This is a genomic window from Pseudomonas sp. I3-I5 (genome assembly GCF_022699445.1).
Taxonomy (GTDB): domain Bacteria; phylum Pseudomonadota; class Gammaproteobacteria; order Pseudomonadales; family Pseudomonadaceae; genus Aquipseudomonas; species Aquipseudomonas fulva.
The window spans coordinates 1,645,129-1,668,246 of the sequence record NZ_CP093940.1; the positions used below are offsets into that span (position 1 = coordinate 1,645,129).

23 protein-coding genes are annotated in these 23,118 nt (G+C 61.3%); 10 read left to right on the plus strand and 13 right to left on the minus strand.

Translation table 11 applies throughout. The annotated features are described in order from the left end of the window. Positions 1 to 4 precede the first annotated feature (4 nt). The 3 genes from MOP87_RS07420 to MOP87_RS07430 all read right to left on the minus strand — a co-directional run bounded on the left by MOP87_RS07420 (position 5) and on the right by MOP87_RS07430 (position 2,831). Positions 5 to 373, minus strand: coding sequence for a hypothetical protein (locus MOP87_RS07420; RefSeq protein WP_027914590.1), 369 nt, complete (start codon positions 371 to 373; stop codon positions 5 to 7). A 75-nt stretch (positions 374 to 448) separates the two neighbouring features. Beyond that, positions 449 to 1,927, minus strand: a complete 1,479-nt coding sequence (locus MOP87_RS07425; RefSeq protein ID WP_242810312.1) for a methyl-accepting chemotaxis protein — start codon at positions 1,925 to 1,927, stop codon at positions 449 to 451. 97 nt (positions 1,928 to 2,024) lie between these two features. Beyond that, positions 2,025 to 2,831, minus strand: coding sequence for a TatD family hydrolase (locus tag MOP87_RS07430; protein WP_027914592.1), 807 nt, complete (start codon positions 2,829 to 2,831; stop codon positions 2,025 to 2,027). Positions 2,832 to 2,984: 153 nt separating this feature from the next. On the opposite strand from MOP87_RS07430, the gene MOP87_RS07435 reads away from it, so the two are divergent. Beyond that, positions 2,985 to 4,397: a transglycosylase SLT domain-containing protein gene (locus MOP87_RS07435; RefSeq protein ID WP_088523000.1), complete on the plus strand. Its 1,413-nt coding sequence runs from the start codon at positions 2,985 to 2,987 to the stop codon at positions 4,395 to 4,397. Positions 4,398 to 4,604: 207 nt separating this feature from the next. Continuing rightward, entirely contained in the window at positions 4,605 to 4,913 is a 309-nt protein-coding gene (locus MOP87_RS07440) for a hypothetical protein (RefSeq protein WP_027914594.1), read from the plus strand. A gap of 33 nt (positions 4,914 to 4,946) precedes the next feature. On the opposite strand, the gene greB is transcribed toward MOP87_RS07440, so the two are convergent. Then, positions 4,947 to 5,450, minus strand: coding sequence for a transcription elongation factor GreB (gene greB / locus MOP87_RS07445; RefSeq protein ID WP_049696270.1), 504 nt, complete (start codon positions 5,448 to 5,450; stop codon positions 4,947 to 4,949). 354 nt (positions 5,451 to 5,804) lie between these two features. Between greB and MOP87_RS07450 the strand changes: the two genes are divergently transcribed. Next, entirely contained in the window at positions 5,805 to 6,497 is a 693-nt protein-coding gene (locus MOP87_RS07450; RefSeq protein WP_027914595.1) for a helix-turn-helix domain-containing protein, read from the plus strand. A 562-nt stretch (positions 6,498 to 7,059) separates the two neighbouring features. On the opposite strand, the gene MOP87_RS07455 is transcribed toward MOP87_RS07450, so the two are convergent. Together MOP87_RS07455 and MOP87_RS07460 are read right to left on the minus strand one after the other, a co-directional pair. After that, on the minus strand, positions 7,060 to 9,567 hold the full coding sequence (locus MOP87_RS07455) for an FtsX-like permease family protein (RefSeq protein WP_242810313.1): 2,508 nt from the start codon (positions 9,565 to 9,567) through the stop codon (positions 7,060 to 7,062). Beyond that, positions 9,564 to 10,250, minus strand: a complete 687-nt coding sequence (locus MOP87_RS07460; RefSeq protein WP_028686934.1) for an ABC transporter ATP-binding protein — start codon at positions 10,248 to 10,250, stop codon at positions 9,564 to 9,566. Before MOP87_RS07460 ends, MOP87_RS07455 begins: the two co-directional genes overlap by 4 nt. Positions 10,251 to 10,260: 10 nt before the next feature. Here MOP87_RS07460 and MOP87_RS07465 point away from each other — a divergent pair, with 10 nt between their 5' ends. From MOP87_RS07465 to MOP87_RS07475, 3 genes are all read left to right on the plus strand, one after another. Beyond that, positions 10,261 to 10,866 (plus strand): arylesterase, encoded by a 606-nt coding sequence (locus MOP87_RS07465; RefSeq protein WP_104926058.1) that lies wholly within the window; start codon positions 10,261 to 10,263, stop codon positions 10,864 to 10,866. 58 nt (positions 10,867 to 10,924) lie between these two features. Further along, complete coding sequence (locus tag MOP87_RS07470; protein ID WP_027914600.1) at positions 10,925 to 11,215, plus strand: hypothetical protein; 291 nt, start codon at positions 10,925 to 10,927, stop codon at positions 11,213 to 11,215. 110 nt (positions 11,216 to 11,325) lie between these two features. After that, complete coding sequence (locus MOP87_RS07475) at positions 11,326 to 12,303, plus strand: L,D-transpeptidase family protein (protein WP_027914601.1); 978 nt, start codon at positions 11,326 to 11,328, stop codon at positions 12,301 to 12,303. Between the two features lie 131 nt (positions 12,304 to 12,434). Here the strand turns inward: MOP87_RS07475 and oprI are convergent, their stop codons facing one another. Further along, a complete protein-coding gene (gene oprI / locus MOP87_RS07480) occupies positions 12,435 to 12,686 on the minus strand; it encodes an outer membrane lipoprotei OprI (RefSeq protein ID WP_003259780.1) in 252 nt (83 codons plus the stop codon). A gap of 501 nt (positions 12,687 to 13,187) precedes the next feature. Between oprI and MOP87_RS07485 the strand changes: the two genes are divergently transcribed. Beyond that, the gene (locus MOP87_RS07485) at positions 13,188 to 13,469 is read left to right on the plus strand and encodes a GNAT family N-acetyltransferase (RefSeq protein ID WP_023536046.1); all 282 of its coding nucleotides are present in this window, start codon (positions 13,188 to 13,190) and stop codon (positions 13,467 to 13,469) included. Between the two features lie 42 nt (positions 13,470 to 13,511). Here MOP87_RS07485 and MOP87_RS07490 read toward each other — a convergent pair whose 3' ends face one another. Further along, positions 13,512 to 14,588, minus strand: a complete 1,077-nt coding sequence (locus tag MOP87_RS07490; protein WP_242810314.1) for a 3-deoxy-7-phosphoheptulonate synthase — start codon at positions 14,586 to 14,588, stop codon at positions 13,512 to 13,514. Between the two features lie 230 nt (positions 14,589 to 14,818). Here MOP87_RS07490 and MOP87_RS07495 point away from each other — a divergent pair, with 230 nt between their 5' ends. From MOP87_RS07495 to cysB, 3 genes are all read left to right on the plus strand, one after another. Further along, positions 14,819 to 15,772: a putative 2-dehydropantoate 2-reductase gene (locus MOP87_RS07495; protein WP_242810315.1), complete on the plus strand. Its 954-nt coding sequence runs from the start codon at positions 14,819 to 14,821 to the stop codon at positions 15,770 to 15,772. A 90-nt stretch (positions 15,773 to 15,862) separates the two neighbouring features. Further along, a complete protein-coding gene (locus MOP87_RS07500) occupies positions 15,863 to 16,360 on the plus strand; it encodes a universal stress protein (RefSeq protein ID WP_242810316.1) in 498 nt (165 codons plus the stop codon). 126 nt (positions 16,361 to 16,486) lie between these two features. Continuing rightward, positions 16,487 to 17,461, plus strand: a complete 975-nt coding sequence (gene cysB, locus MOP87_RS07505) for an HTH-type transcriptional regulator CysB (RefSeq protein WP_242810317.1) — start codon at positions 16,487 to 16,489, stop codon at positions 17,459 to 17,461. A gap of 52 nt (positions 17,462 to 17,513) precedes the next feature. Here the strand turns inward: cysB and MOP87_RS07510 are convergent, their stop codons facing one another. The 5 genes from MOP87_RS07510 to MOP87_RS07530 all read right to left on the minus strand — a co-directional run bounded on the left by MOP87_RS07510 (position 17,514) and on the right by MOP87_RS07530 (position 22,890). Beyond that, positions 17,514 to 18,248: a phosphoadenylyl-sulfate reductase gene (locus MOP87_RS07510; RefSeq protein ID WP_027914605.1), complete on the minus strand. Its 735-nt coding sequence runs from the start codon at positions 18,246 to 18,248 to the stop codon at positions 17,514 to 17,516. A gap of 120 nt (positions 18,249 to 18,368) precedes the next feature. Then, on the minus strand, positions 18,369 to 19,712 hold the full coding sequence (gene pabB / locus MOP87_RS07515) for an aminodeoxychorismate synthase component I (RefSeq protein ID WP_104926061.1): 1,344 nt from the start codon (positions 19,710 to 19,712) through the stop codon (positions 18,369 to 18,371). Between the two features lie 120 nt (positions 19,713 to 19,832). Beyond that, positions 19,833 to 20,813, minus strand: coding sequence for an alpha-L-glutamate ligase-like protein (locus MOP87_RS07520; RefSeq protein WP_242810318.1), 981 nt, complete (start codon positions 20,811 to 20,813; stop codon positions 19,833 to 19,835). After that, positions 20,813 to 22,348 carry an inactive transglutaminase family protein gene (locus tag MOP87_RS07525; RefSeq protein ID WP_027914607.1) on the minus strand — a complete coding sequence of 512 codons (1,536 nt, stop codon included), beginning with the start codon at positions 22,346 to 22,348 and terminating at the stop codon, positions 20,813 to 20,815. The genes MOP87_RS07520 and MOP87_RS07525 overlap by 1 nt, the downstream gene beginning before the upstream one ends. Positions 22,349 to 22,353: 5 nt before the next feature. Continuing rightward, a complete protein-coding gene (locus MOP87_RS07530) occupies positions 22,354 to 22,890 on the minus strand; it encodes an ATP-dependent zinc protease (RefSeq protein ID WP_027914608.1) in 537 nt (178 codons plus the stop codon). Positions 22,891 to 23,118: the final 228 nt, after the last annotated feature.

Sequence of the window (23,118 nt, forward strand, 5' to 3'; positions counted from 1 at the left end):
CCCGTCACCGCCGAGGCTTGTGACGGTCGCGCCAGGCCTGCCACCACGCGCCACTCACCACAAAACGCGGGAACGTGATGAACTGCTCGCTGAGTACACGTTGAACACGGTCGGTGCGGTTGATGAAGGGCTCTTGGGTATCAGCTTCCAGGCGATGGCCGTGACGTTGAAGTCCAAGGGCCGCGACCAGGGCGAGCACGCCGACCGCCAGCTGCACGATATCCAGCCCTAACAATCCGGACACGATCAACAGGACGCCCAGAATGAACAGCGGAACCGCAATCAAATGCAGCACCAGGTTTGCAGGGTGACGATGACTGTGCGGGTAGCCGCGCCATTGCCAGGCGAGCAGATTGGGTAGACGTTTGTTCATGGGCATTTCCTCTCGGTCATGCCCAAAGCGTAGTGTGCAGGCGCGGCCAGAGCCAATCGCCACTGCCTATGACCGTTATAGCTTCAGTTGACCTATAGCCTTGTTCAGCGCCCCGGCCAGTGTCGCAAGTTCCGAACTGGTGGTGGCCGAACCTACGGTCTGCTGCACGGTTTGCTCGGTCACATCACGGATGCTGACGACGGCACGGTTCATTTCCTCTGCCACCTGGCTCTGTTGTTCGGCAGCCACGGCGATCTGGGTGTTGCTTTCACGCATCTGCGCCACTGCCCCAGTGATCTCGGCCAATGCCGCTCCTGCTTCCTGGGCCTGTTTCACACAATCGTCTGCTTTGTAGGAGCTTTCCTGCATAAACTCGACCGCATCACGCGTGCCTGACTGCAGGGCAGACACCATGGTAGTGATCTCGTCGGTAGATGACTGAACGCGTTTGGCCAGGTTGCGGACCTCATCGGCCACCACGGCAAACCCACGACCCAGATCACCGGCACGGGCCGCCTCTATGGCCGCGTTCAATGCCAGCAGGTTGGTCTGCTCGGCAATGCTGTGAATGACACTGACCACACCATTGATCTTCTGGCTGTCTTCGGCGAGTTGACGGATCATTTCGGCGGTCTGCTGAACGCCGCTGGAAAGCCCGGCAATGGACGTCTGCACGCGATTGACCACGTCTTTCCCACCGCCGGCGAGCGTGTCGGCAGTCTGGGACAGATCGCGGGTCGCCCCTGCATGCTGGGCGATATGGTAGACAGTGGCGGACATTTCATTGATGGCTGTCGCGGCTTGGTCGGTTTCGCTTTGCTGGCCGAGCATGCCGTGACGGACCTCGTTCATGCTGGCCGCAAGACGCGCGGCACCTGAGTCGAGCTGTGCTGCGGTGGTGGCGACGGTGCTGACGATACGGTGGTAGGTGCCCTGCATGGCGTTGAAGGCGCCCGCCATCTGACCGACTTCGTCACCGCCGGCCAGCGGTACACGCGCCGCCAGATCACCGGTTTTTTCCACATGCAGCATCACGTCCTTGAGCGTGTTGAGTTGGCTGAGTAGAAAGCGTATCAGCAGTTGCGAAGCGGCGAGCATGGCCAGCATCAGAATCAACACGCACACCGCGTAATGCGTAAATCGATCGATGAAGACCTGGCGCAGGCTGGGTGACTGGGCGATCACGGCAACACGCTGATCACCGCTCTGCAGCACATGAGCGCCCTGAATGGGGTCTTGTCCCAACAGTTGGTTGGAGGGCAGCGCTATCCAGCCCTGAGCGCCGCGCAAGGCCTCCAGGGGCTCGCCGGCAAAGGAGGGCATCTGCCCTGCACCCCAGGTGATGACGCTTGCCGAAAGAGGCAAAGGTTGGCCTTGTGGCCACGCTGCCAGCAGGTTTGCCTGGGCGTTTGCTTGATGTTCAGCGCCTTCAGCACGGGCGCGCTGCTCCAGATGGACGGCGTACAGCACCAGCAGCAAGGTGGTCACGAAAGCGACGGCGTTGACCGCCCAGAACTTGTATTTCAGGGAAACATTGCTAAGCCAGGCACCCATGGGCAGGTCTTCTCTGAGTTGAGCGGAAACAATATTGGCAAGGTGCCATCATTGTGCCCGCGGCGACTCGAGGGGTGTTGATATGTATCAAGAGATATCAGGATTGCGACGGCAATTCGAAGAATGCCTTGGCCGTGGCAGTGGTGTGCGCGGCGGTATCTTGCAGGGTTTCCCTGCGGTGCAGTGCCACTTCTCGCAGGACCTCAGGCAGGTACGCCGGCTCGTTACGCCCGTTCTTGGGCTTGGGGCGCAGGCTGCGCGGCAGTAAATAGGGGGCATCGCTCTCCAGCATCAAGCGGCCGGTGGGTATACTGCCCACCAATCCATGCAGGTGCGTCCCGCGCCGTTCATCACAAATCCAGCCAGTGATGCCGATGTGCAGGTCCAGGTCCAGGTAGCTGAACAGCGCAGCACGTTCCCCGGTGAAACAGTGGACCACGGCTGCTTTTAAGTGGTCGCGATACTCTTTGAGGATGGCCAGCAGGCGCTCACTGGCGTCGCGCTCATGGAGAAACACCGGAAGTTGGCACTCCACGGCCAATGCCAGCTGGGCGTGCAAGGCCTTCTCCTGCGCAGGGCGTGGAGAGAAATCGCGGTTGAAGTCCAGGCCGCATTCGCCCACGGCGCGCACCCGCGGCTCGGCGAGCAGTTGGCGCATGTGCTGTTCGCTCTGGCTGTTCCAGCTGTTTGCATCGTGCGGGTGAACGCCAGCCGTCGCGAACAGGTGAGTCTGCGCGCTGTCCAGTTGCTGGCAAAGGACAATGGCCTGTTCACTCACAGGCAGGCTGGTGCCCGTCAGGACCATTTGCTCGACGCCCGCTTCCAAGGCGCGGTGGACCACTTCCGCTTGGCGGCCATCGAAACTGCTGTTGGTCAGGTTGACGCCAATATCGATCAATTGCATGGTGCTACCTCGTGCCGCAGGGACGCCAGCATAGCAAAAGCCCGTGCCGAACTGGCTGTCCAAGAACTTCAAGTCCAGGGCATGGTCTTTTTGACCTCAAGCCCAAACGTGGCGAACGTCATGCTGGCCACCCACTCACGACGGATACCTCAAATGCCACGCTACTGGCTCATGTTCATGCTGCTGTTAGGGTTGCCTCTGGTCAGCCAAGCGCAGACGCAGGTACGTCCACCGGGCCCGCAGCATCACATTGCGCCGGCCAATGCCCGCGACCTCCAGCACATTCGCAGCAGCAAGGTCTTGCGCGTGCTGGTCAATCAAAGCCGCAACAGCTCTGGGGAAGTGAAAGGCGAGCCAGTGGGCGTCGAGTACTACCGCTTGCGCGCGCTCGAGCACTTTCTCAATGCCCGGGTAGAGGACAGCCAGCGTATCGAGCTCAAACTGATCCCACGCGCCAAGGAGCAGCTCCTAGGCGCACTGGGGCGCGGCGAAGGCGATTTGGCTGCACCAGGGGAACTGCTCGATCCTGCCACGGTGCGTAACGTAGTAGCAACTGCCCCAGTGCGTGATCAGGTGGCGCTGGTGTTGGTTGGGCGCAAGGGGGAGCGCGCCTTCAGCCAGGCGGAACAATTGTCAGGTCGCACCATCGCGCTGACAAGCGCCAGTGCCGCGGGCCCGTTGATCGAGCAACTGAACCAGCGTCTGGCCATGCGCAAGCGTCCCCCGGTCAAGGTGGAGTGGGTCGATCCGACCCTAGCGATCGAGGATGTGCTGGAGATGGTCCAGGCCGGTATCTATCACTTGACCGTGGTCGAACAGCCGATCGCCCGCCGCTGGTCAAAGGTCATGCCGAAGCTGCGTGTCAACCTGCGCGTGCACCTGGGGCCCTCGCAAGCCATGCGCTGGTACGTTGGTCGTGACTCGCCGCAGTTGCAGGCATCGGTCGACCGCTTCCTACAGAACTATCGCGCCCCTGACAACGAGGATGCAGCATTCGAACGCATCTATCGGCGTCAGTACCGGGTACACAACCCGCTCGCCCGCCAGGACCGTCAACGGCTGGCCTCGGTCAGCGCCGTGTTGCAAAAGCATGGCCAGGCGCAGCAGATCGACTGGCTCAACCTTGCCGCCTTGGCATTCAAGGAGTCGACCCTCAACCCGGCCGCGCGGGGGGCAGGGGGCGCACACGGGTTGATGCAAATCACGCCGGCGGCTGCCCAGCGGGTCGGGGTCAGTAACATCAAGACGGTGGACGGCAACGTTCAGGCCAGTGCGCGTTACCTGGCCCTGATCCGTCGCAAGTTCTTCTCCAGCCCCCGCATCAATGAACGTGAGCGCATGGCGTTCGTGTTGGCCGCCTACAACCTGGGGCCCGAGCGCGTGCAAGCCATGCGCGCCGAAGCGCGCAAGCGTGGGCTCAACGGTAACCAATGGTTCTTCCAGACCGAACGCATCGCCATGGAGCAGGTGGGCATGGGGCCGGTCAACTTCGTCAACAGCGTGAACAAGTACTTCCTGGCGTTCAATCGGGAGCGGCGGGTGCTGGAGCCCAAGGGCAAGCACTAAGCGAGGCTGCACCGAGGCGGGCAATTGGCCAGAATCGTGCGCTTGCATGTTCGGTTCAATCGCTCTAGCATGACGCCTGCGCCGATTTAAACAGCTACTTGCGGGGCGCAGAGACGCCCGAGGGGTGTCCCGAAATACCGCTAAAGCGCTGGTTCGGTGACGCCTCCCACCGCTGCCCAGCGAGATTGGCGAGGCGGAGAATTCACCATGAGTTGCCCACGTACCAGTGTCTGTCTAAGCCCTCTGCCTGTCAGTCAGGCGTCGCGCACCCCGCGCATCCTGCTTGGGGGGGCGCACCAGCCCACACTTTTGCGCCACCTTGAAGGCTTGTCTCGTCGACGAGGCCAGGCCCGTGCATTCCTGATCCAGTTTGCCGAGACCGGCGAGCATTTCGCCCAGTACGCCAATGACCGGTTCGACCTTGCCGTGATTCAAGCGCCCGCGCCCGAGGCCTCGGCCGAAGTGATCGGCCATCTGGTCCGTATCGCGCGCCAAGGGCTGATCACGGCACGCTGAAAGTCTGCCGTCTCCTGTGACGGTGCAAAGCGATCAGGGTTTGACGAATCGTGGCGCGGCTTCGTGTGCATCGTATTGAATGTCGGTGACGTCCCAGTAGGCTTCTCCCGTGGGTGTGCGCACCATGATCTCGTCCCCGACGCACTTGCCTATGCAGGCCCGGGCCATCGGTGAGTCGATGGAGATGAAGTCCTTGCGGTCGTAGATTTCATCCGCGCCGACGATTCGGAACCGCTTGCTTTGGTCGTGCTCGTTGGCGATGGTCACCCATGCTCCAAAAAACACTTTTCCTTCCTGCGCGGGCGAGTAAGGCACCACGCGCAGGTTCTCGATGCGCTTGCGAAGGTAGCGGACACGACGGTCGATTTCCCTCAACCTTTTCTTGTTGTACTGGTAGTCCGCATTTTCACTGCGATCGCCCAGTGACGCCGCCCAGGTCACTTTGCGCGTGATCTCTGGTCGCTCATCTCGCCAAAGCCAGTCCAGTTCATCTTTCAGGGCTTGGTAGCCTGCTTCGGTGATGAGGTCAGTTGCCATGTTTGCTTTTTTCCATATCCGAACCCGGCCAACATTGTCGCTGCGCGCACGGGGAGGTGGCACAGGGTAGCCGGGAGGCTACAGACGTTAACCGCCCAGATGCGCCATGTTCAAGCACTGGATCAAGCACTGGAGTCAGCGGTGAATGGTCCGTGCAGCTGAGCCACGTCATGGCCATGGCCGAGTTCATGGTGCGTCCGCATGCTTGCAAGAAGCCCCGGACGACTGGCTGCAGATTGCGCAACCACCCAATCGATGTGGTCAGCTGTGATGGCGGTCGTCAGGGCATTGCCAGATAATGGGCGCTTTCAATGCCGACAATGACTTGCATCATTCACAGGTGAGGAACTCTCGATGGTAAATGTCCGGCCGCGTCCCGCGGTCAATGGAGTGGCTTCGGCCGACCGCGTGCTGACGGTACTTTCTGCGTTTCAGGTGGGGGACACGGCGCTGACGCTCGTCGAGCTCGTCGAGCGTACCGGGCTGATCAAAAGTACCATCATGCGCCTGATGGTTTCGCTTGAGAATCACGGCTATGTCAACCGCATGGCCGACGGTCGCTACCAGCTGGCCAGTGAAGTGATGCGGCTTAACGCCGTGTACGAAGAGGGTATCGATCTGGAGCGGCACGTGATGCCCAGGCTGCACCTTCTGGCCGAGCGTACGGGTGAAACGGCGTCGTTCTACGTGCGCCACGGCGCCTACCGCATGTGTCAGTACCGGGTGAACTCCCCCCATCGCCTACGCATGCACGTTCAACCTGGCGATATGCGTCCGATGGACGATGCGGCCGGCGCCCAGGCCTTGCGTACACCGTTTGCCAGCGGCATCACCATGCAGAAGCCGTTCTTCTCGATGGGGGCCACGGACCCGCATGCGGCTTCGGTAGCCTTTCCCGTCTACGGGGCAGGCGATGAACTGGTCGGGGCATTGGTGCTGTCAGGCCCTTCAAGCCGCTTGACGCCAGAGTGTGCCGAGGCGATCAACGAGGTCTTTCTCGACGCAACCCGCGATCTGATGCGCAGCCTGGGTTGCAAGGCCGCGTAGTTTTTCAACGCTTTTTCAGCCAACCGTTCACCGCCGTTTCACAGGCGTGGTACTCGTTCGACAGCCTGGTGATCTGCGAGGCTTCTCCAACCCGCAGGCGCCAGGTGCGTCAGGCTTGGCGACCTTCGCCCTCGGCGCTTGTCACCAATGCAAATGGCTTATCGCAATCACCTGCTTGACGGTGGAACGGAGCAGGTGCTCAAGCGCAGCGGAACCCCCTTCAGGCAGCCGGAACGGTTGGCGTTTGGGCTGATCGAGCCCCCAGAGCACGTGCTCCAGGCGCATTAGATGTTCATAAGCGCCGGCGCGGATCGTGACGGCCAACAGTTATGCTGTGGCGCCTTTCCCCTGCGCCACGATCATAGGCGGGTGCTGCGGTATCCGCCCTGAGCATATCGAACAACTTCATGAACACATCGGGATCGAGCCAGAGCGCATCGCACCTTCAGGTGGCTGACCAAGACCAGCAGCGGTATTTGGAGAAGCACGGCCAGGGCAGCTGCTCGCCGTAAGCCTGGCACGTCGGCAAGACGGTCCCGAGTCACGCAGGACCGCCTTGGCTTCACCCTTCACGCAGGACGGTGAGCGGTGAGGCATCAAGTGCGCGGCGAGTGCCGAGCACACCCGCGCAGCCTACCAGCAGCGCGCCTGCGACGGGCATGAGCAGCAACCACGGGTGCGGGCTCCAGGGCAAAGCGAAAGCGTAGTGATACAACACCAAGGTAATCAGCTCGCACCCTAGCGCCGCCAGCAAACCGCTCAAAGCCCCCAGCAAGCCGAATTCGATGCGCCGTGTCTTGACCAGCAACTGGCGTTGGGCTCCCAGGGCACGCAAGAGCGCACCTTGGCGAATGCGCTCATCCAAGGTGGCTTGAAGGCCTGCGAACAAAACGGCCAATCCCGCGGCCAGTACGAACAGCAGCACATACTCTACTGCCAACGTGACTTGGGCAAGTATGCTGCGCAATTGGGCGAGCAATGCATCGACCTGGAGGATGGTCACCGCAGGAAATGCGCGTGACAGGGCGACGATCTCCTGATCATGCCCGGGGGCGAGGTAAAAACTCGTCAGATAGGTCGTAGGCAGCCCTTGCAATGTGCCGGGTTGGAAGATCATGTAGAAGTTGGGCTGGAAGCTGTCCCAATGCACGCTGCGCAGACTGATCACCTTGGCCTGACGTTGCTGGCCACCAATATCGAACGTGAGTGTGTCGCCCAACTTCAGCTGAAGACTTTCGGCGAGCTGGGCCTCTACCGATACGCCAGGTACCTCGACATCGGTTGGTGACCCTTGCCACCAATGGCCACCGGTCAATTGGTTGCCGTCAGGCAACTGCGCCGCCCACGTCAGGCTCAGGTCACGTTGCACGGCGCGTTCGCCTGCGGAGTCCTTCGTGACGATCTGTTGAACGGGCTGCTGGTTGATCTCGATCAGCCGCCCCGGGGTGACCGGGTACAGAGGAGCAGCAGCGGCGTTGATCTGTTTGAGCTGTTGGGCGAAGCGATCCTGATCGTCAGGCAGAATATTGAGTGCGAAATAATTCGGGGCGTCTTCAGGCAGCTGTGCCTGCCAGGTGTCGAGCAGCTCTGCACGCAGCAGCGCGACCAGGCCCATGGCCAGCAGGATCAGCCCGAAGGCCAGGGCCTGCCCAGCGGCGGCCGTGGGGTGGCGAAGCAGCTGGCCCAGCCCTAGCCGCCAGGCCAACGGCGCCCCTGACAGGAGCCGACGCAGACTACGCAAACCCAGCCACAGCAACCCGCCCAGGACCAGGGCCGCCGCCAGGCCACCTGCCAGGAGTGCGAAGGTCAGCAGCAGGTCAAGGCTTAGCCGCCACATGATAAGACCCAGGGCGAACAAGGCTGCACCGTAGACCAGCCAGCTGCTGGGAGGGACAGGGAGCAAGTCACGACGCAACACCCGCAACGGGGGCACTTTACCCAAAGCTGCAATCGGCGGCAGGGCAAAGCCTGTCAGCGCGACCAGGCCCGTGGCGATTCCAGCCAAGGCCGGCCACAGGCTGCCTGGCGGTACGTCGCTGGGCAGTAATCCGTGCAGCAGCTCGAACAAACCCAGCTGCGCGAGCCAGCCTACTGCGGCCCCCACGATCGCCGCTGCAAACCCGAGCATGGCCAGCTGCAAACTGTACAGGAGCAGTGCCTGGCGCCGCGACAGTCCCAGGCAACGAAGCAGGGCGCTGGCGTCCAGGCGCCTGGCGGCATAGCGGCTGGCAGACAGCGCCACGGCGACACCGGCCAGCAATACTGCAACGAGGCTGGCAAGGTTCAGGTAGCGCTCGGCTTTGCCCAGTGCGCCGCCGATTTGCTGGTTGCCATCGCGGGTGTCGCGCAACCGCTGGCTGGCCGAAAGCGTGTTATCGACGCTGGCACGGTATTGCGCCAATGCCGCGGCAGGGCCGCTCCACAGGTCACGGTAAGTCACGCGGCTGCCGGGTTGTATCACACCGGTCGCCGGCAGGTCCGCCAGGTTCATCATCACCCGTGGGGTCAGGCTGTAGAAGTTGTTCGCCCGATCCGGTTCATAGGTCAGCACGCGGCTGATGCGCAGGGTCTTCATGCCCACATCGATGCTGTCGCCGATGTTCATGCCCAATCCCGCCAGCAGCCGGGGCTCTACCCACACCTCGCCGGCTGCCGGCCCGCCGCCTGGGTTTTCCTCGGCATAAGGCTCGGCGGCGCTGCGCACCTGGCCACGCAGTGGATAGGCGTTATCGGCGGCCTTTACCCCCGCGAGCTGGATACCGTTATCTGCGCCGACCACGCTGGTGAATTCGACCACTTGGGCGTGATGCAGCCCCAGGGCCTCGCCTACCGTAATTTGTGACGCCGCCGCTGGGGCGCTGCCTTGCAGCACCAGGTCGGCGCCCAGAAACTCACTGGCGCGCAATTGCATGGCACCGTTGAGCCGTGCGCCAAAATACCCGATGGCAGTACTGGCCGCTACGGCGACCAGGAGCGAGAAGAACAACACCCGAACTTCACTGGCCCTGAGATCACGCAGCAGCTGCCTCCAGGCCAGCCCCAGCAGGCGCGACGCCGGCATGCCCTTCATCCGGCCTCCAGGGGGCTGACCAACTGGCCCGCGTCCAGGCGGATATGACGGTGACAACGGTGCGCCAGTCGCTCGTCATGGGTTACCAGGACCAACGTGGTGCCGCGCTCCTGATTCAACTCGAACAGCAGGTCGCTGATACGCTCGCCCGTGTGGCTGTCGAGGTTGCCCGTCGGTTCGTCGGCAAACAGCACGGCGGGCTGAGCGGCGAAGGCTCGGGCTAGGGCCACCCGCTGTTGCTCACCGCCCGACAGTTGCCGCGGCGTATGGCTCAGCCGTTGCCCTAGGCCTACGCGTTCGAGCAAAGCGCGCGCGTGATCGCGCGCGTCTGCGCGGCCATGCAGTTCCAGCGGCAACATCACGTTTTCCAGTGCATTGAGGCTGTCGAGCAACTGGAACGACTGGAACACGAAGCCCACGTGCTCGGCCCGGATGCGCGCCCGCTGGTCCTCATCGAGCGCACCAAGGTCGTGCCCGGCGAGCGTCACCGAACCTTCGCTGGGCTGATCAAGCCCGGCCAGCAGCCCAAGCAGGGTCGACTTGCCTGAACCTGAGGCGCCGACGATGGCAAGGCTGTCCCCCGCGGCCAGCTCCAGCGATAGGGGGTGCAGGATGGTGAGTTCACCTTCCGCGCTGGTGACCACTTTGCTAAGGTGCTGCGCAACGAGCATGCTGGGGCCCATGGAGAATCCGATGCGAATGTGGTTGATGAGTGCCGGCCTGGCCCTGTATTGCCTGGCCCAGAGCGCGACTGCGGGAACGGTGCTGATTGTCGGTGATAGTATCAGCGCAGGTTTTGGCCTGGATACCCGCTACGGGTGGGCATCCTTGTTGCAGACCCGCCTGCGCCAGGAAGGTTTCGACGACAAAGTGGTCAACGCGTCGATCAGTGGCGACACCAGCGCCGGCGGGCAAGCGCGGCTGCCTGCGTTGCTGGCGGCGCACAAGCCGGCGGTGGTGGTGCTGGAGTTGGGAGGCAACGATGGGTTGCGCGGGCAGCCGCCAGCGCAATTGCGACAAAACCTTGCCTCAATGGTCGATCAGTCGCGCCAGGCAGGTGCCAAGGTGCTGCTGTTGGGCATGCAGCTGCCTCCCAACTATGGTGTTCGCTATACCACGGCCTTTGCCAAGGTGTACGAGGAGCTGGCCAAGGAAAAGCAGGTGGCCCTGGTGCCGTTTTTCCTGGAAGGGGTAGGGGGCGTTCCTGAGTTGATGCAGGCCGACGGCATCCATCCCGCCCAGGGCGCCCAGCAGCGGCTGCTGGAAAATGCCTGGCCGGTGCTTAAACCGTTGCTCTGACGCTTTAAACGGGGGCGGGTTTGGGCTAATGTTGCGCCCCCCGTTCCGAGTACCCCCGATGCCGCGCCCTGCCTGGTCCCTTTTCGCCTACCAATTGATCGAGCCCGACGAACAGCTTGACCTGTTCGCCTGCCAGGAAAGTCGCGTTCACCTGGTCGCGCGGCAGCTCGAACTCGGCGTGCCGGTAGACAGAACATTGTGCGGGGGTTTATTGCCCGCGCACCCCCGCTGGTCCGGCGTACCACGCACCATCTATCGCGATACCCGACTGTGCGAGCTGTGCCGTGCCATTCTGGACGCGCAACGGCGGGGCATGCGGCCGATCTGGCCCCAGCTGCAGGCAGTCTAGGCGCGCACCTTTCATCATCTGTAACCGTGTCGGGCTCCGGGTGCCTCCCGCTGCTTGGGGCGGGGGTGTACAATCATGGCTTTCGTCCCACCTTCCAAAGGATTTACCGGATGTTGCCGCGCTTTCCCGCCGTCACTCGTAGCCTGTCCCTGGCCGCCTTGCTGGTAGCGGGGCCCACTGTCGCACTGGAGTTGCCACTGCCGCCACCTGGGGACGACATCGTCGGTCAGGTGCATGTGATCAAGGCCAAGTACGAGGATACATTCGCCGATATCGGTACGGCCAATGATCTGGGCTATCTGGAGATGATCGCCGCCAACCCGGGCGTCGATCCCTGGCTGCCTGGCGCCGGCACCGAAATCATCTTGCCCACGCGCTACATCCTGCCACCGGGCCCTCGCGAAGGTATCGTCATCAACCTTGCCGAATACCGCTTGTATTATTACCCCAAGGGCGAGAATGTCGTGCACACCTTCCCGCTGGGGATCGGTCGCGAAGGCTGGGGTTCGCCAATTGCCAATACCAAGATCATCGCCAAGACGCCAAACCCTACCTGGACGCCGCCGGCGTCGATTCGGGCCGAACATGCGGCCGATGGCGACATCTTGCCTGCCGTGGTTCCGGCCGGCCCGGACAACCCGCTCGGGCCCTTCAAGTTCACCCTGGGCGTACCAGGTTATCTGATCCACGGCTCAAACAAGAAATTCGGGATTGGCATGCGTACCAGCCATGGCTGCTTCCGCATGCTCAACAACAATGTGCTGGAACTGTCGGGCATGGTGCCAGTGGGTACGCCGGTTCGCATCATCAACGAACCGTACAAGTTCGGGTTGAGCGGGGGCAAGGTATACCTCGAAGCCCATACGCCGCTGGATGATCAGGGCAATCCGTCGGTGGTCGACAAGCATACGGCGGTCATCAACGCGTTGCTCAAGCGCGAAGACCTAGCCAATAACCTGCGCATGAACTGGGACATGGTCCGCGATGTCGTGGCTGCTGAAGACGGTATGCCGGTGGAGATTGCCGTGCCCGTCGACAATCAGGGCGCCACACCCATGGTCTCGACGCTTCCAGAGGAGATGCAGTAACCCGCTGTGCGAACGGCGTTGCCAAGGCGCACCAGGCGTCTTGGGCGGCGCATCGCGCCAACGTGCGATTTCGAAACCAAAAAAAAGCCGACCCCCAAGGGGGTCGGCTTGATAACAGCCCCGAAGGACTATTATTTGCGGCTGGCTTTGTCCAGCATGCGCAGTGCGCGCTCATTGGCTTCGTCAGCGGTCTGCTGAGCTTTCTGAGCGGCTGCCAGTGCGTCGTCAGCCTTGCGGTAGGCTTCATCGGCACGAGCTTGTGCGCGGGCTGCTGCGTCTTCGGTTGCAGTCAGGCGAGCTTCGGTTTCTTTGGAGACGCTGCTGCAACCGGTAGCCAGAACTGCGGCCAGAGCCAGAGCAGAGAATTTCAGAACGTTGTTCATCGTGTTCCCCTTCAAGGACTTTCTATTAATGAGCCATCTCTCAGAAAAGAGAAACTGGCCGGCGTACATAGTACCCATTACTTGTAGTAAGTAAACTGACTGAACGCAAGAACTGCAAAAAAAAACAGTGCGCAGTGTCTGCGCCCACACTGGCCAGTGGCTCCCAGCCCCGAGGCAGCGGTGCAACACGACACTAACGGCAACTTTCGTGTTGAACTAAGGGTGACTTCTACTGTCTTTGTGCGTCTTAGTCGTACATCATTTGTCGGCAAAGCTAACGTCACACTTAACAGCGTAAGCGGTTGGTAGCTTGCATTCATTCAAAGCGCTTCACTTGAGCAATCCACGGGTATGCGCCTAGTATGTGGGTTTACAGAAAGCCCGAACGAACGCAGACGTCCAGCGGTCCAACGCGCAATAGATGATGCATGTGCCAAGTGTGCCGGGTATTGACTATCGATCAGGCTAAGGGTCTGCCGGAAAGGCCCGCAAGGAGTAGTGATGAGCGAAGCGCTGACCATCCACCATGACCAGGCGGGTCATCAGTTCGAGACCAACGTGGACGGTCATCGTGCCTACCTCACCTACATGGACTTGGGTAAGCAGACGCTGGACATCTACCGCACGTTCGTACCCAACGCCTTGCGCGGACGTGGGATCGCCGCTGCCCTGACCGAGCGCGCGCTGCAGTATGCCGAGCAGATGGGCTACACGGTGATACCCTCGTGCTCGTACGTGGAACGTTACATGGAGCGTCAGCAGCGTCACGCCAGCAAGGTGTGACCACTGCTTCGGGCAACGGGGCCTGGATGGCCCCTTGAGGTCTCAGGCGCGATTGCGCTGAGGCAGTACGTCCTTCAACTTCGTGCGCATGCTGCGCAACGTCTTCTCAGTCGCTGACCAGTCGATGCAAGCGTCCGTCACGGAGACGCCGTAATGCAACTGCGACAAGTCCTTGGGAATGGACTGGCAGCCCCAGTTCAGATGGCTCTCGACCATCAACCCGATAATCGATTGGTTGCCCTCCAGAATCTGGTTCGCTACGTTTTCCATCACCAGCGGTTGCAATGCCGGATCCTTGTTGGAGTTGGCATGGCTGCAGTCGACCATGATGTTGGCCTTGATCTTGGCCTTGGCCAGGTCCTGTTCGCACAGGGCGACACTGACCGAGTCGTAATTGGGTTTACCGTTGCCGCCGCGAAGCACGACATGCCCGTAGGGGTTGCCCTTGGTGGTCACGATGGAAACGCCACCTTCCTGGTTGATCCCAAGGAACCTGTGCGGCTTGGACACCGACTGCAGGGCGTTGATGGCGACGGTCAAGCCACCGTCGGTACCGTTCTTGAATCCGACAGCCGACGACAGGCCCGAGGCCATTTCGCGGTGGGTCTGCGACTCGGTGGTACGTGCACCGATGGCTGACCAGCTGATCAGGTCCTGCAGGTATTGAGGGGAAATCGGGTCCAGTGCCTCAGTGGCTGTGGGCAGCCCCATTTCGGCGAGGTCCAGCAGCAGCTTGCGACCGATGTGCAAGCCATCCTGAATCTTGAAGGAGTCGTCCAGATAGGGGTCGTTGATCAGGCCTTTCCAGCCCACAGTGGTACGCGGCTTCTCGAAATACACACGCATGACCAGGTACAACGTGTCTGACACTTCTTCGGCCAGGGCCTTAAGGCGCTCTGCGTACTCATGCGCGGCCTTGATGTCGTGGATGGAGCAAGGGCCGACCACGACGAACAGGCGGTGATCCTTGCCATCGAGAATATTGCGCACCACGTCACGGCCAGCAGTCACGGTCTGCAGGGCCTGGGCGCTAAGGGGAATTTCCTTCTTGAGCTGGTCGGGGGTGATCAGCGTCTCGTTGGATGCAACGTTCAAGTCATCGATCGGTAAATCAGCCATCGTGTTACTCGTCAGGTCACGGGTGCCGGCCGCCAGCTATCCCCGTGCGGCCCAGCAGCAAGAATAATCGCAGCGGGGAGCCGAACCTTAGCGCGTTAGCGTTTGCGCCACAATGGGCATTGCCCCGCGCAGACGGGGTTTTTCCGGGTGGCGGGGTGGACAGCGAACATTGACCTGCGCGAAGGTGCTTGACCGGTGTGAAAACAGCCTGACATGAGCAGGAGAACCGCATGCGCGCGCGCAACCCCCGGATTGGCATCATCGGCAGTGGCGCCATAGGCGGCTTTTACGGGCTGTTGCTGGCAAAGGCCGGCTTCGATGTGCACTTTTTGCTCAGAAGCGAGTACGAAGCGGTCCGTCAGCATGGGCTGACCGTACACAGTGCTGTCCATGGGCAGCTGCATGGCAACGTGAATTGCTACGCCGACGCCGCGCAAATGCCGCCGTGCGATTGGCTATTGATAGGTGCCAAAGCCACTGGCAACCCTCAACTGGCACCGCTGATCGTGCAGGCCGCTGCACCGGATGCGAACGTGGTCCTGCTGCAGAACGGACTGGATGTCGAAGCGCAACTGCGCCCGTTGCTTCGTGCTGACATGCACTTGCTTGGCGGGTTGTGCTTCGTCTGCGCCGACCGCCAGGCGCCCGGCGTGATTCGCCATCAGGCGTTAGGCACCGTGAACCTGGGTTACCACAGCGGCCCCAGTAGCGATGGCGGACGCCGCCTGGTGGAGCAGGGGGTTTCATTGTTCCAGGCTGCGGGGGTGAATGCCGTCGGCATGCCTGATCTGGCTGGCGCACGGTGGCAGAAGCTGGTCTGGAACGTCCCATTCAACGGCTTGTCAGTGCTGCTCGATGCCAGCACGGCCCAGCTGCTGGGCGACAGCCATGCTCGCACGCTGGTGCAAGCCTTGATGGAGGAGGTGATAGGGGGCGCCGCCACTTGTGGTCATGCCATGCCCGCAGGCTACGCCCAGCAGCTGCTGAGCATGACCGAGCGCATGCCCGATTACTGGCCCAGCATGTACCACGACCATGTTCACCATCGGCCGCTCGAAATAGAAGCCATCTATGCAGCACCTCTGGCCCGCGTCCAGGCGGCAGGTTGCCATTTGCCCCGCATGGATATGTTGTACCAGTCGCTGACGTACCTCGGTAAACGCAGTGAAGGGACCATGCGCTAGGCGCAGTCATGCATCAGCCTTGGCAAGCGAGGCGCTGATGCGCTGCTAAGCTCAAGCTTGCCCTGCCGCCATGGCAGTCGAGGAGGTCGAATGATCCGCTCTCTGCTGTACGCCACAGACCTCGGCGTCTATGCGCCATTCGTGATGCAGCATGCGCTTGCGTTGGCGCGCACATTCGGTGCCGAGTTGTACGTGATTCATGCGGTCGAACCGATGGGCCAGTTTGCTGAATCCCTCCTGCAAAGTTACCTGGATGAACACACCCTTGATCAGCTGCACAGCCAGGGCGTAGGCACGGTAATGGCCAACATCGAGCAGCGTGTACTGGAAAATTTTCGAGAAGAGCTGGGGGAGCAAGCCGATCTGGCAGTGCTCAAGGCGGTACGCGTACGCCAGGGCGACCCTGCGCAAGTGATCCTGGATCAGGCGCAGCGTATGAGCGTCGACTTGCTTGTCTTCGGCAGCCACAGCGCCGGGGCCGGCGTGGACGTGCCCTTGGGTAGGACCGCGGTCAGACTGCTACAGCTTTCGCCGGTGCCGGTCTACATGGTCCCTTTGGCACAGCATTTAGGTCGTAGGAAGGCCTGAATTACGCTGTAGGCATATTCCAAGCTGTGTAACAAAATAGTTCTAGATTTATTGCGATTACCACTAATATAGTTATATATCGTCGCTGCCCGCTGCCGCTGACCCATGCTGAACTGAGGGAAACCTATGAAGCTTCAACAACTGCGCTACATCTGGGAAGTAGCGCACCATGACCTCAACGTCTCCGCGACAGCGCAAAGCCTGTATACCTCGCAGCCGGGGATCAGCAAGCAGATTCGCCTGCTCGAAGACGAACTGGGCGTCGAGGTATTTGCTCGCAGCGGCAAGCATCTGACGCGTGTCACCCCGGCTGGAGAGCGCATCATCAACATCGCTGGCGAGATCCTGCGCAAGGTCGAAAGTATCAAGCAGATCGCCCAGGAGTTTTCCAACGAGAAGAAGGGCACGCTCTCCATCGCCACTACTCATACCCAGGCTCGCTACGCCTTGCCTCCGGTGATCAGTGGCTTCATCAAGCAGTACCCGGAAGTGTCCCTGCACATGCATCAGGGCTCCCCGATGCAGATCGCCGAGATGGCCGCCGACGGTACGGTGGATTTCGCCATCGCCACAGAAGCGCTCGAGCTGTTCGGCGACCTGATCATGATGCCGTGCTACAAGTGGAACCGTTGCGTGGTAGTTCCGCAGGGCCACCCATTGGCGAAGCTGCCCAAGCTGACCCTTGAAGCGGTGGCCGAGTACCCCATCGTTACCTATGTGTTCGGCTTTACCGGGCGCTCCAAGCTGGATGAAGCCTTCAGCAACCGTGGCTTGACGCCCAAGGTGGTGTTCACGGCGGCGGACGCGGACGTGATCAAGACGTATGTCCGTCTCGGTCTGGGCGTGGGTATCGTTGCGGGCATGGCGGTCGACGCCAAGCTGGACGGTGATCTGGTGGCCCTGGACGCCAGCGAACTGTTCGAGGCCAGTATCACCAAGATCGGCTTCCGGCGTGGCACTTTCCTGCGTGGGTTCATGTGCGACTTCATCGAGAAGTTTGCGCCGCACCTGACCCGTGAAGTGATGGCCAAGGCCATTCAGTGTCACAACAAGCAGGAGCTTGAGGCCCTGTTCGAAGGTGTCGAGCTACCGGTGCACTGATGCTTGGATGCCAGGGCCGTCAAGCGGCCCTTTTACTGATGCCGCCCGCGTTTCAAGCCTTGGTAATCAGATTGCCGGCGTGCAAGCCGCATTCCTTCTGGGTCGATTCCTCCCACCACCAGCGACCTTCGCGCTCGTGCTGATTGGGTAGCACAGGGCGCGTGCAGGGCTCGCAACCGATGCTGATGAAACCGCGCTCATGCAGGCTGTTGTAGGGCAGCTCAAGCATGCGGATATAGCCCCATACTTCTTCGCTGGTCATCTGCGCGAGGGGGTTGAACTTGTAGAGCGTGCGCTCCGGGGTGGAGAAGCCTGTGTCGACCTCAAGGGCTGCCACCTGGCTGCGCGTCCCTGGGCTCTGGTCACGGCGCTGCCCCGTCGCCCAGGCGCTGACGGTCGCAAGCTTGCGGCGCAGGGGCTCGATCTTGCGTATGCCGCAGCACTCGCCGTGACCGTCACGGTAGAAGCTGAACAGGCCTTTGTCTTTGACGAAAGGGTCGAGCTTGCTGCGGTCGGGGCTCAGGATTTCGATGGGCAAGTTGTAATGCTCGCGCACCTGCTCGATGAAGCGATAGGTCTCTGGATGCAACCGTCCGGTGTCGAGGCTGAAGACCTTGACCTGCTTGTTCAGCTTCCAGGCCATGTCCACCAGCACCACATCTTCGGCACCACTGAAGGAGATCCACAGGTCGTCGCCGAAATGCTCAAAGGCGAGCTTTAGAATGTCCTGTGGGGATTTGTCCGCGTAAGCCGCTGCCAGGGCAGCGACGTCGAAAGGTTGGCTCATCAGGCGGTTTCCATCTTGGCTGTGGCGCTGGGCGCTCGTAGTGAGGCAATGGTAACAAAAAACCTACCCTGGTTGCGGGCGCGCCGAGGTGCGTCCAGCGGTTGACGGGGTAAAACCGCCTTAGATCGCCTGCAAGGTCTGCATCAGCACCCGCACCTTGGCAATCGACTCCTCGTACTCGGCCTGCCATTCAGAGTCGGCCACCACGGCGCCACCGCCCCAGCAACTGACCTGGCCGTCCTTGATCAACAGGCTGCGGATGGCGATAGAACTGTCCATCTCGCCGCGGACATCGACATACAGCAGCGATCCGCAGTAGAGCGCTCTGCGAGTGGGTTCAAGCTCATCAATGATTTGCATCGCGCGGATCTTGGGCGCGCCGGTGATCGAGCCACCAGGGAAGCTGTCGCCGATCAGGTCCAGTGCGTCCTTGTCAGCCGCCAGCGTCCCCGTCACGCTGCTGACCAGGTGGTGCACATTGGGGTAGGTTTCCAGGCTGAACAACTCAGGCACTTTGACAGAGCCAATCTCGCACGTACGGCCCAGGTCATTGCGCAACAAGTCCACGATCATCAGGTTTTCCGACCGGTCCTTGGGGCTTTGCCGTAGCTGCTCGGCATTGCGCGCGTCCTCGGCAGCATCCAGGCCCCGCGCACGGGTGCCCTTGATCGGACGGGTTTCCACATGCCCCTTGCTGACGCGGATGAAACGCTCAGGCGAGAAGCTCAACAAGGCGCTGCCATCTGCCAATTGCTGGAACCCGGAAAACGGTGTTGGGCACGCCTGGCGAAGCGCTTGATAAGCTCGCCAGGGATCGCCTTGGCAAGCAGCGCGAAACCGTTGGGTCAGGTTGATCTGGTAGCAGTCACCTGCCTGGATGTAGCGTTGAACCTGCTCGAAGGCTGCATGGTACTGCTCGGGCGCAAGGTCCCCGGTCATCGGCGCGAGCAGCTTGAAAGCCCCATTGGCCGTAGGCTCGCATTCCTCGAACAGGTGCACCAGTCGCTCACGCTCTTCACTGCCCAGGCTTGGATGGAACACCAGTTGGCTAGTACGGGTCGCGTGATCGGTCGCCAGCGCCCACGCGTACACGCCCAGTTGGGCATCCGGCAGGCCGAGGTCGTCCACCGCTTGGGTCGGCAGGTGTTCAAGCCGACGACCAAAATCGTAGCTCAGGTAACCGATCAACCCACCGGCAAACGGCAGCTCGCTCTCTGGTGGCAGCTGTGCAGGTCCCAAGGCAGCCAGCGCATCGCGCAACCGTTGCAGGAAGGCGCGCCCCGTTTCGTCCGCCAGCACCTGCAGGTGCTGCACAGGCCACGCGCTTATCAGGTCGAAGCGGCCGCGCTCTGCGCCGGGGCGAGCGCTGTCGAGCAAAATGGCACCCGGCGCATCACGCAGGCAGGAAAAGTAGGCAGCCGGGTCGGGCTGGTAGGGCAGGGCGTACAACGTACAGGTCGGCATCAGTAGGGACGGCGATGTAAAAGCGAGGACGGCGATTGTAGTCCGGCGCAGGCATTGCGCCTAGCGTCAGGGCGACATTCGCCATCTTCATCTTGCCGGGGCTGGTGGTCAGCCCCCTTCTCAGTGGCCGGGCCTGTGGCCGAATAGCCCTTGGGCCACGCGCACGCGTTGCTCGGCGTCTTCGGTCACACCCTCTTTGGCCAGTGCCTCAAGGTGCGCCTCGATCGCATGGGTGCGTTGCGTCAGGCCGCAATCGTTGGCGATCTGGATGTTCAGCCCTGGACGCGCGTTGAGCTCGAGGATCAGTGGGCCTTTCTCCTGATCCAGCACCATGTCCACGCCAATGTACCCTAGGCCGCACAGCTCATAGCAGCCGGCTGCCAGCTTCATGAACCCGTCCCAGGTCGGCAGCTGTACGCCGTCCACTGCGTTGGTGGTATCGGGGTGCTTGCTGATGATGTTGTTCAGCCAGGTACCTCGCAGCGTCACACCCGTGGCCAGGTCCACGCCTACGCCGATGGCGCCTTGGTGCAGGTTGGCCTTCCCGCCGGACTGGCGCGTGGGCAAGCGCAGCATGGCCATGACCGGGTAGCCCATCAGGACGATGATGCGGATGTCCGGCACGCCTTCATAGCTGATGCTCTTGAAGATCTGGTCCGGGGTGACCCTGTACTCGATCAGGGCGCGGTCGCGATGGCCGCCGAGCGAGTAAAGCCCGGTGAGGACGCTGGAAATCTGGTGCTCGATTTCTTCATGGCTGATGATCTTGCCGGACACCGTCCGATAGCGGTCTTCGAAACGGTCGGCGATGACCATGATGCCATCACCCCCGGCACCCTGAGCTGGCTTGATCACGAAGTCGCTGCGCCCGCCGATGATCTCGTCGAGCTTCTCGATCTGCTTTTCAGTCTCGATGACACCGTACATTTCCGGCACGTGGATGCCGGCTGCCAGCGCGCGCTCTTTGGTGATGATCTTGTCGTCGACGATCGGGTACAGGTGGCGCTTGTTGTACTTGAGTACATAGTCTGCATTGCGCCGATTGATACCCATGATGCCCCGGGCCTCCAGGGCTTTCCACGTCTTGATCAGGCCGAACATCAGGCGTCCGCCTTCTTCAGGAATGCCTTGAAGCGGACCAGCTCGGTCAGGCGATAGCCGCGGTAGCGACCCATTGCCAGCATGAAGCCCACCAGGATCAACAGTACGGCCGGGAAGGTGAACACGAAGTAGACCAGCTCCGGCACCATCATCAGCAAGTGAGCCAGAGACGCGGCGAACAAGGTGCCGATGGCCACTTTCATGGCATGACCGCCGCCGCGTTCCTCCCAGGTGATCGACAGGCGTTCGATGGTCATGGTCAGGATCACCATCGGGAACAGCGCAACCGACAAGCCGCGCTCAAGGCCCAGTTTGTGGCTGAACAGGCTGATGGCGGCGATCAACACCACGACGAATGTCAGCACCACCGAAAGGCGGGGCAGCATCTGCAGCTTCAGGTGTTCGAGGTAGGAGCGCAGCGATAGCCCAAGCGCGGTGATGACGGTGAACAGCACGATCCCGAAGCCCAGCTGTGTTTCGCGGAAGGCCAGGGCGATCAGGACCGGTGTGAAAGTGCCCAGGGTCTGGATGCCGATCAGGTTGCGCAGCACCAGAATCACCAGCACGCCGATGGGGATCATGACCATGATCATGAAGGTCTGCTGGGTCTGCAGTGGCAGCCCGTACAGGGAGTATTCGAGGAAGTCGGCGTCGGTGTTCTCGTCCGTCAGCTTGGCCAGGCGGATGGCGTTCATCTCGCTGTTGTTCATGCTGAAGGTTACGTTGGCCCGCTTGCCGCCATCGACCGTGATCAGGTTGTCATCCCCGGTCCACCACAGCAGCCGATCGTTGGGCAGGCCTTGCTCACCGGTTTCGGGGTTGAAATACAGCCAGTCATTGCCGTTGAAGCTGCGCAACCACAGTTCCGGGGTTTGCGGGGTGTCGGCCACCAGGCGGATCGTGTGCACCTTCTCCATCGGCACGTGAGCGATGGACAGCAGCAGGTCAATGACCTGCGCTTTCTTCATCGGCGAGGTATCGCCTGCCAGCAGCAGCTTGACGTTGTCGTCGTTGAGGTTGTTGACGCGCTTGATGGTTTCGCTGACGAACGTCTCGACATCAGCCGAATGCTGACGAATCGGTGCCATCAAAGCTTCGGCGGCGATTTTCTCAGGGCCTTCTACTGCAAGGCTGTCGCGGAAAGTCGGGCCCTTGACCTTGGCTTTCTCAGTGCTGTAGCGCTTGGTCAGCACCAGCCGGTAGTACAGGGTCTGATTGCCGCTGGCGCGCCGAGCGGACCAGGTGACCTTGCGGTTGCCATCGGCGCGGTTGACGCTCACACCATAGTTGTTGGAGATGAAGCTTTCGTTGAGGCTCACATAATCCCGATTCAGGGGCGGCACGAACATCTGGACCTTTACCGGGTCCTTGGTGCTGGCCACAAATTCGATCTTGGCATCGATGTTCCACAGATCGTCCGTTTCATCCTCGGTCACCGGGATGCCAAGTACGAAGATCTGATAAGCCGTGACCGCTACGCCCAGCAACACCAGGACGGTGATCAGGACTTTCAGATGGAGGGTAAGAGAGCGCATCGGAATTACTCTGCTTTGGGAGCGTCGGTGGCACAGGCAGGTTTGCCGGCCGCATATTTAAGGCTTGGGTCGACCAGGGCGTCGAAATGCTTCAAGGCCTCCGAGCCGATCAACAATGGGAACTGGAAAGCGCTGCGATCGGTGAGGTTGACTTCGATGGTGCGCGTGGCCTGGCCCATGCAGATGTCCAGCTCGATGACGGGGCGCGCGGTGTAGGCCTTGCCCGATTCGGCGTCGTAGTCGCCAGCCCTGCGCTTGATCTTGCTAACGCGCGCCAGCGGGCGTTCGATGGGATGGGAATGGGCAGCGTCAATGGCCAGATAGAAACGCACCCAGCTTTCACCATTGCGCTTGAAACGCTTGATGTCGCGGGCGCTGAGCGAGGCAGTCTTGGCCCCGGTGTCGAGCTTGGCCGCCACTTCGAGGTCGAGGTCGCCAAGGCGAGCATATTCGTTCAGACCGTACACGGTCTTGCCGGCTGCCTGGCTCAGGGCCGGCAACAGGAGGAGGCTAATCAGCAAAGCAAAGGGTGTCAGTTTCATAGTCCTGGCGCGGTATTGTGCAAGGTTCGGGGTAAGGCGACTGGCAACGGCTGCACAAGCTTCCTCGTTGATCTGCCGGCACCATGCTGGCGGGGCAGACGGGCTATCCATACTCCATCGAAGGCGCGGCATTCTATCACGCCGACGTATTGACGCCAGCGGTGCGCGATCTGACACCCTGATCGGAAGCTAGTTTCTTGGAACGGTTATTGTCGACAATCAGGGATA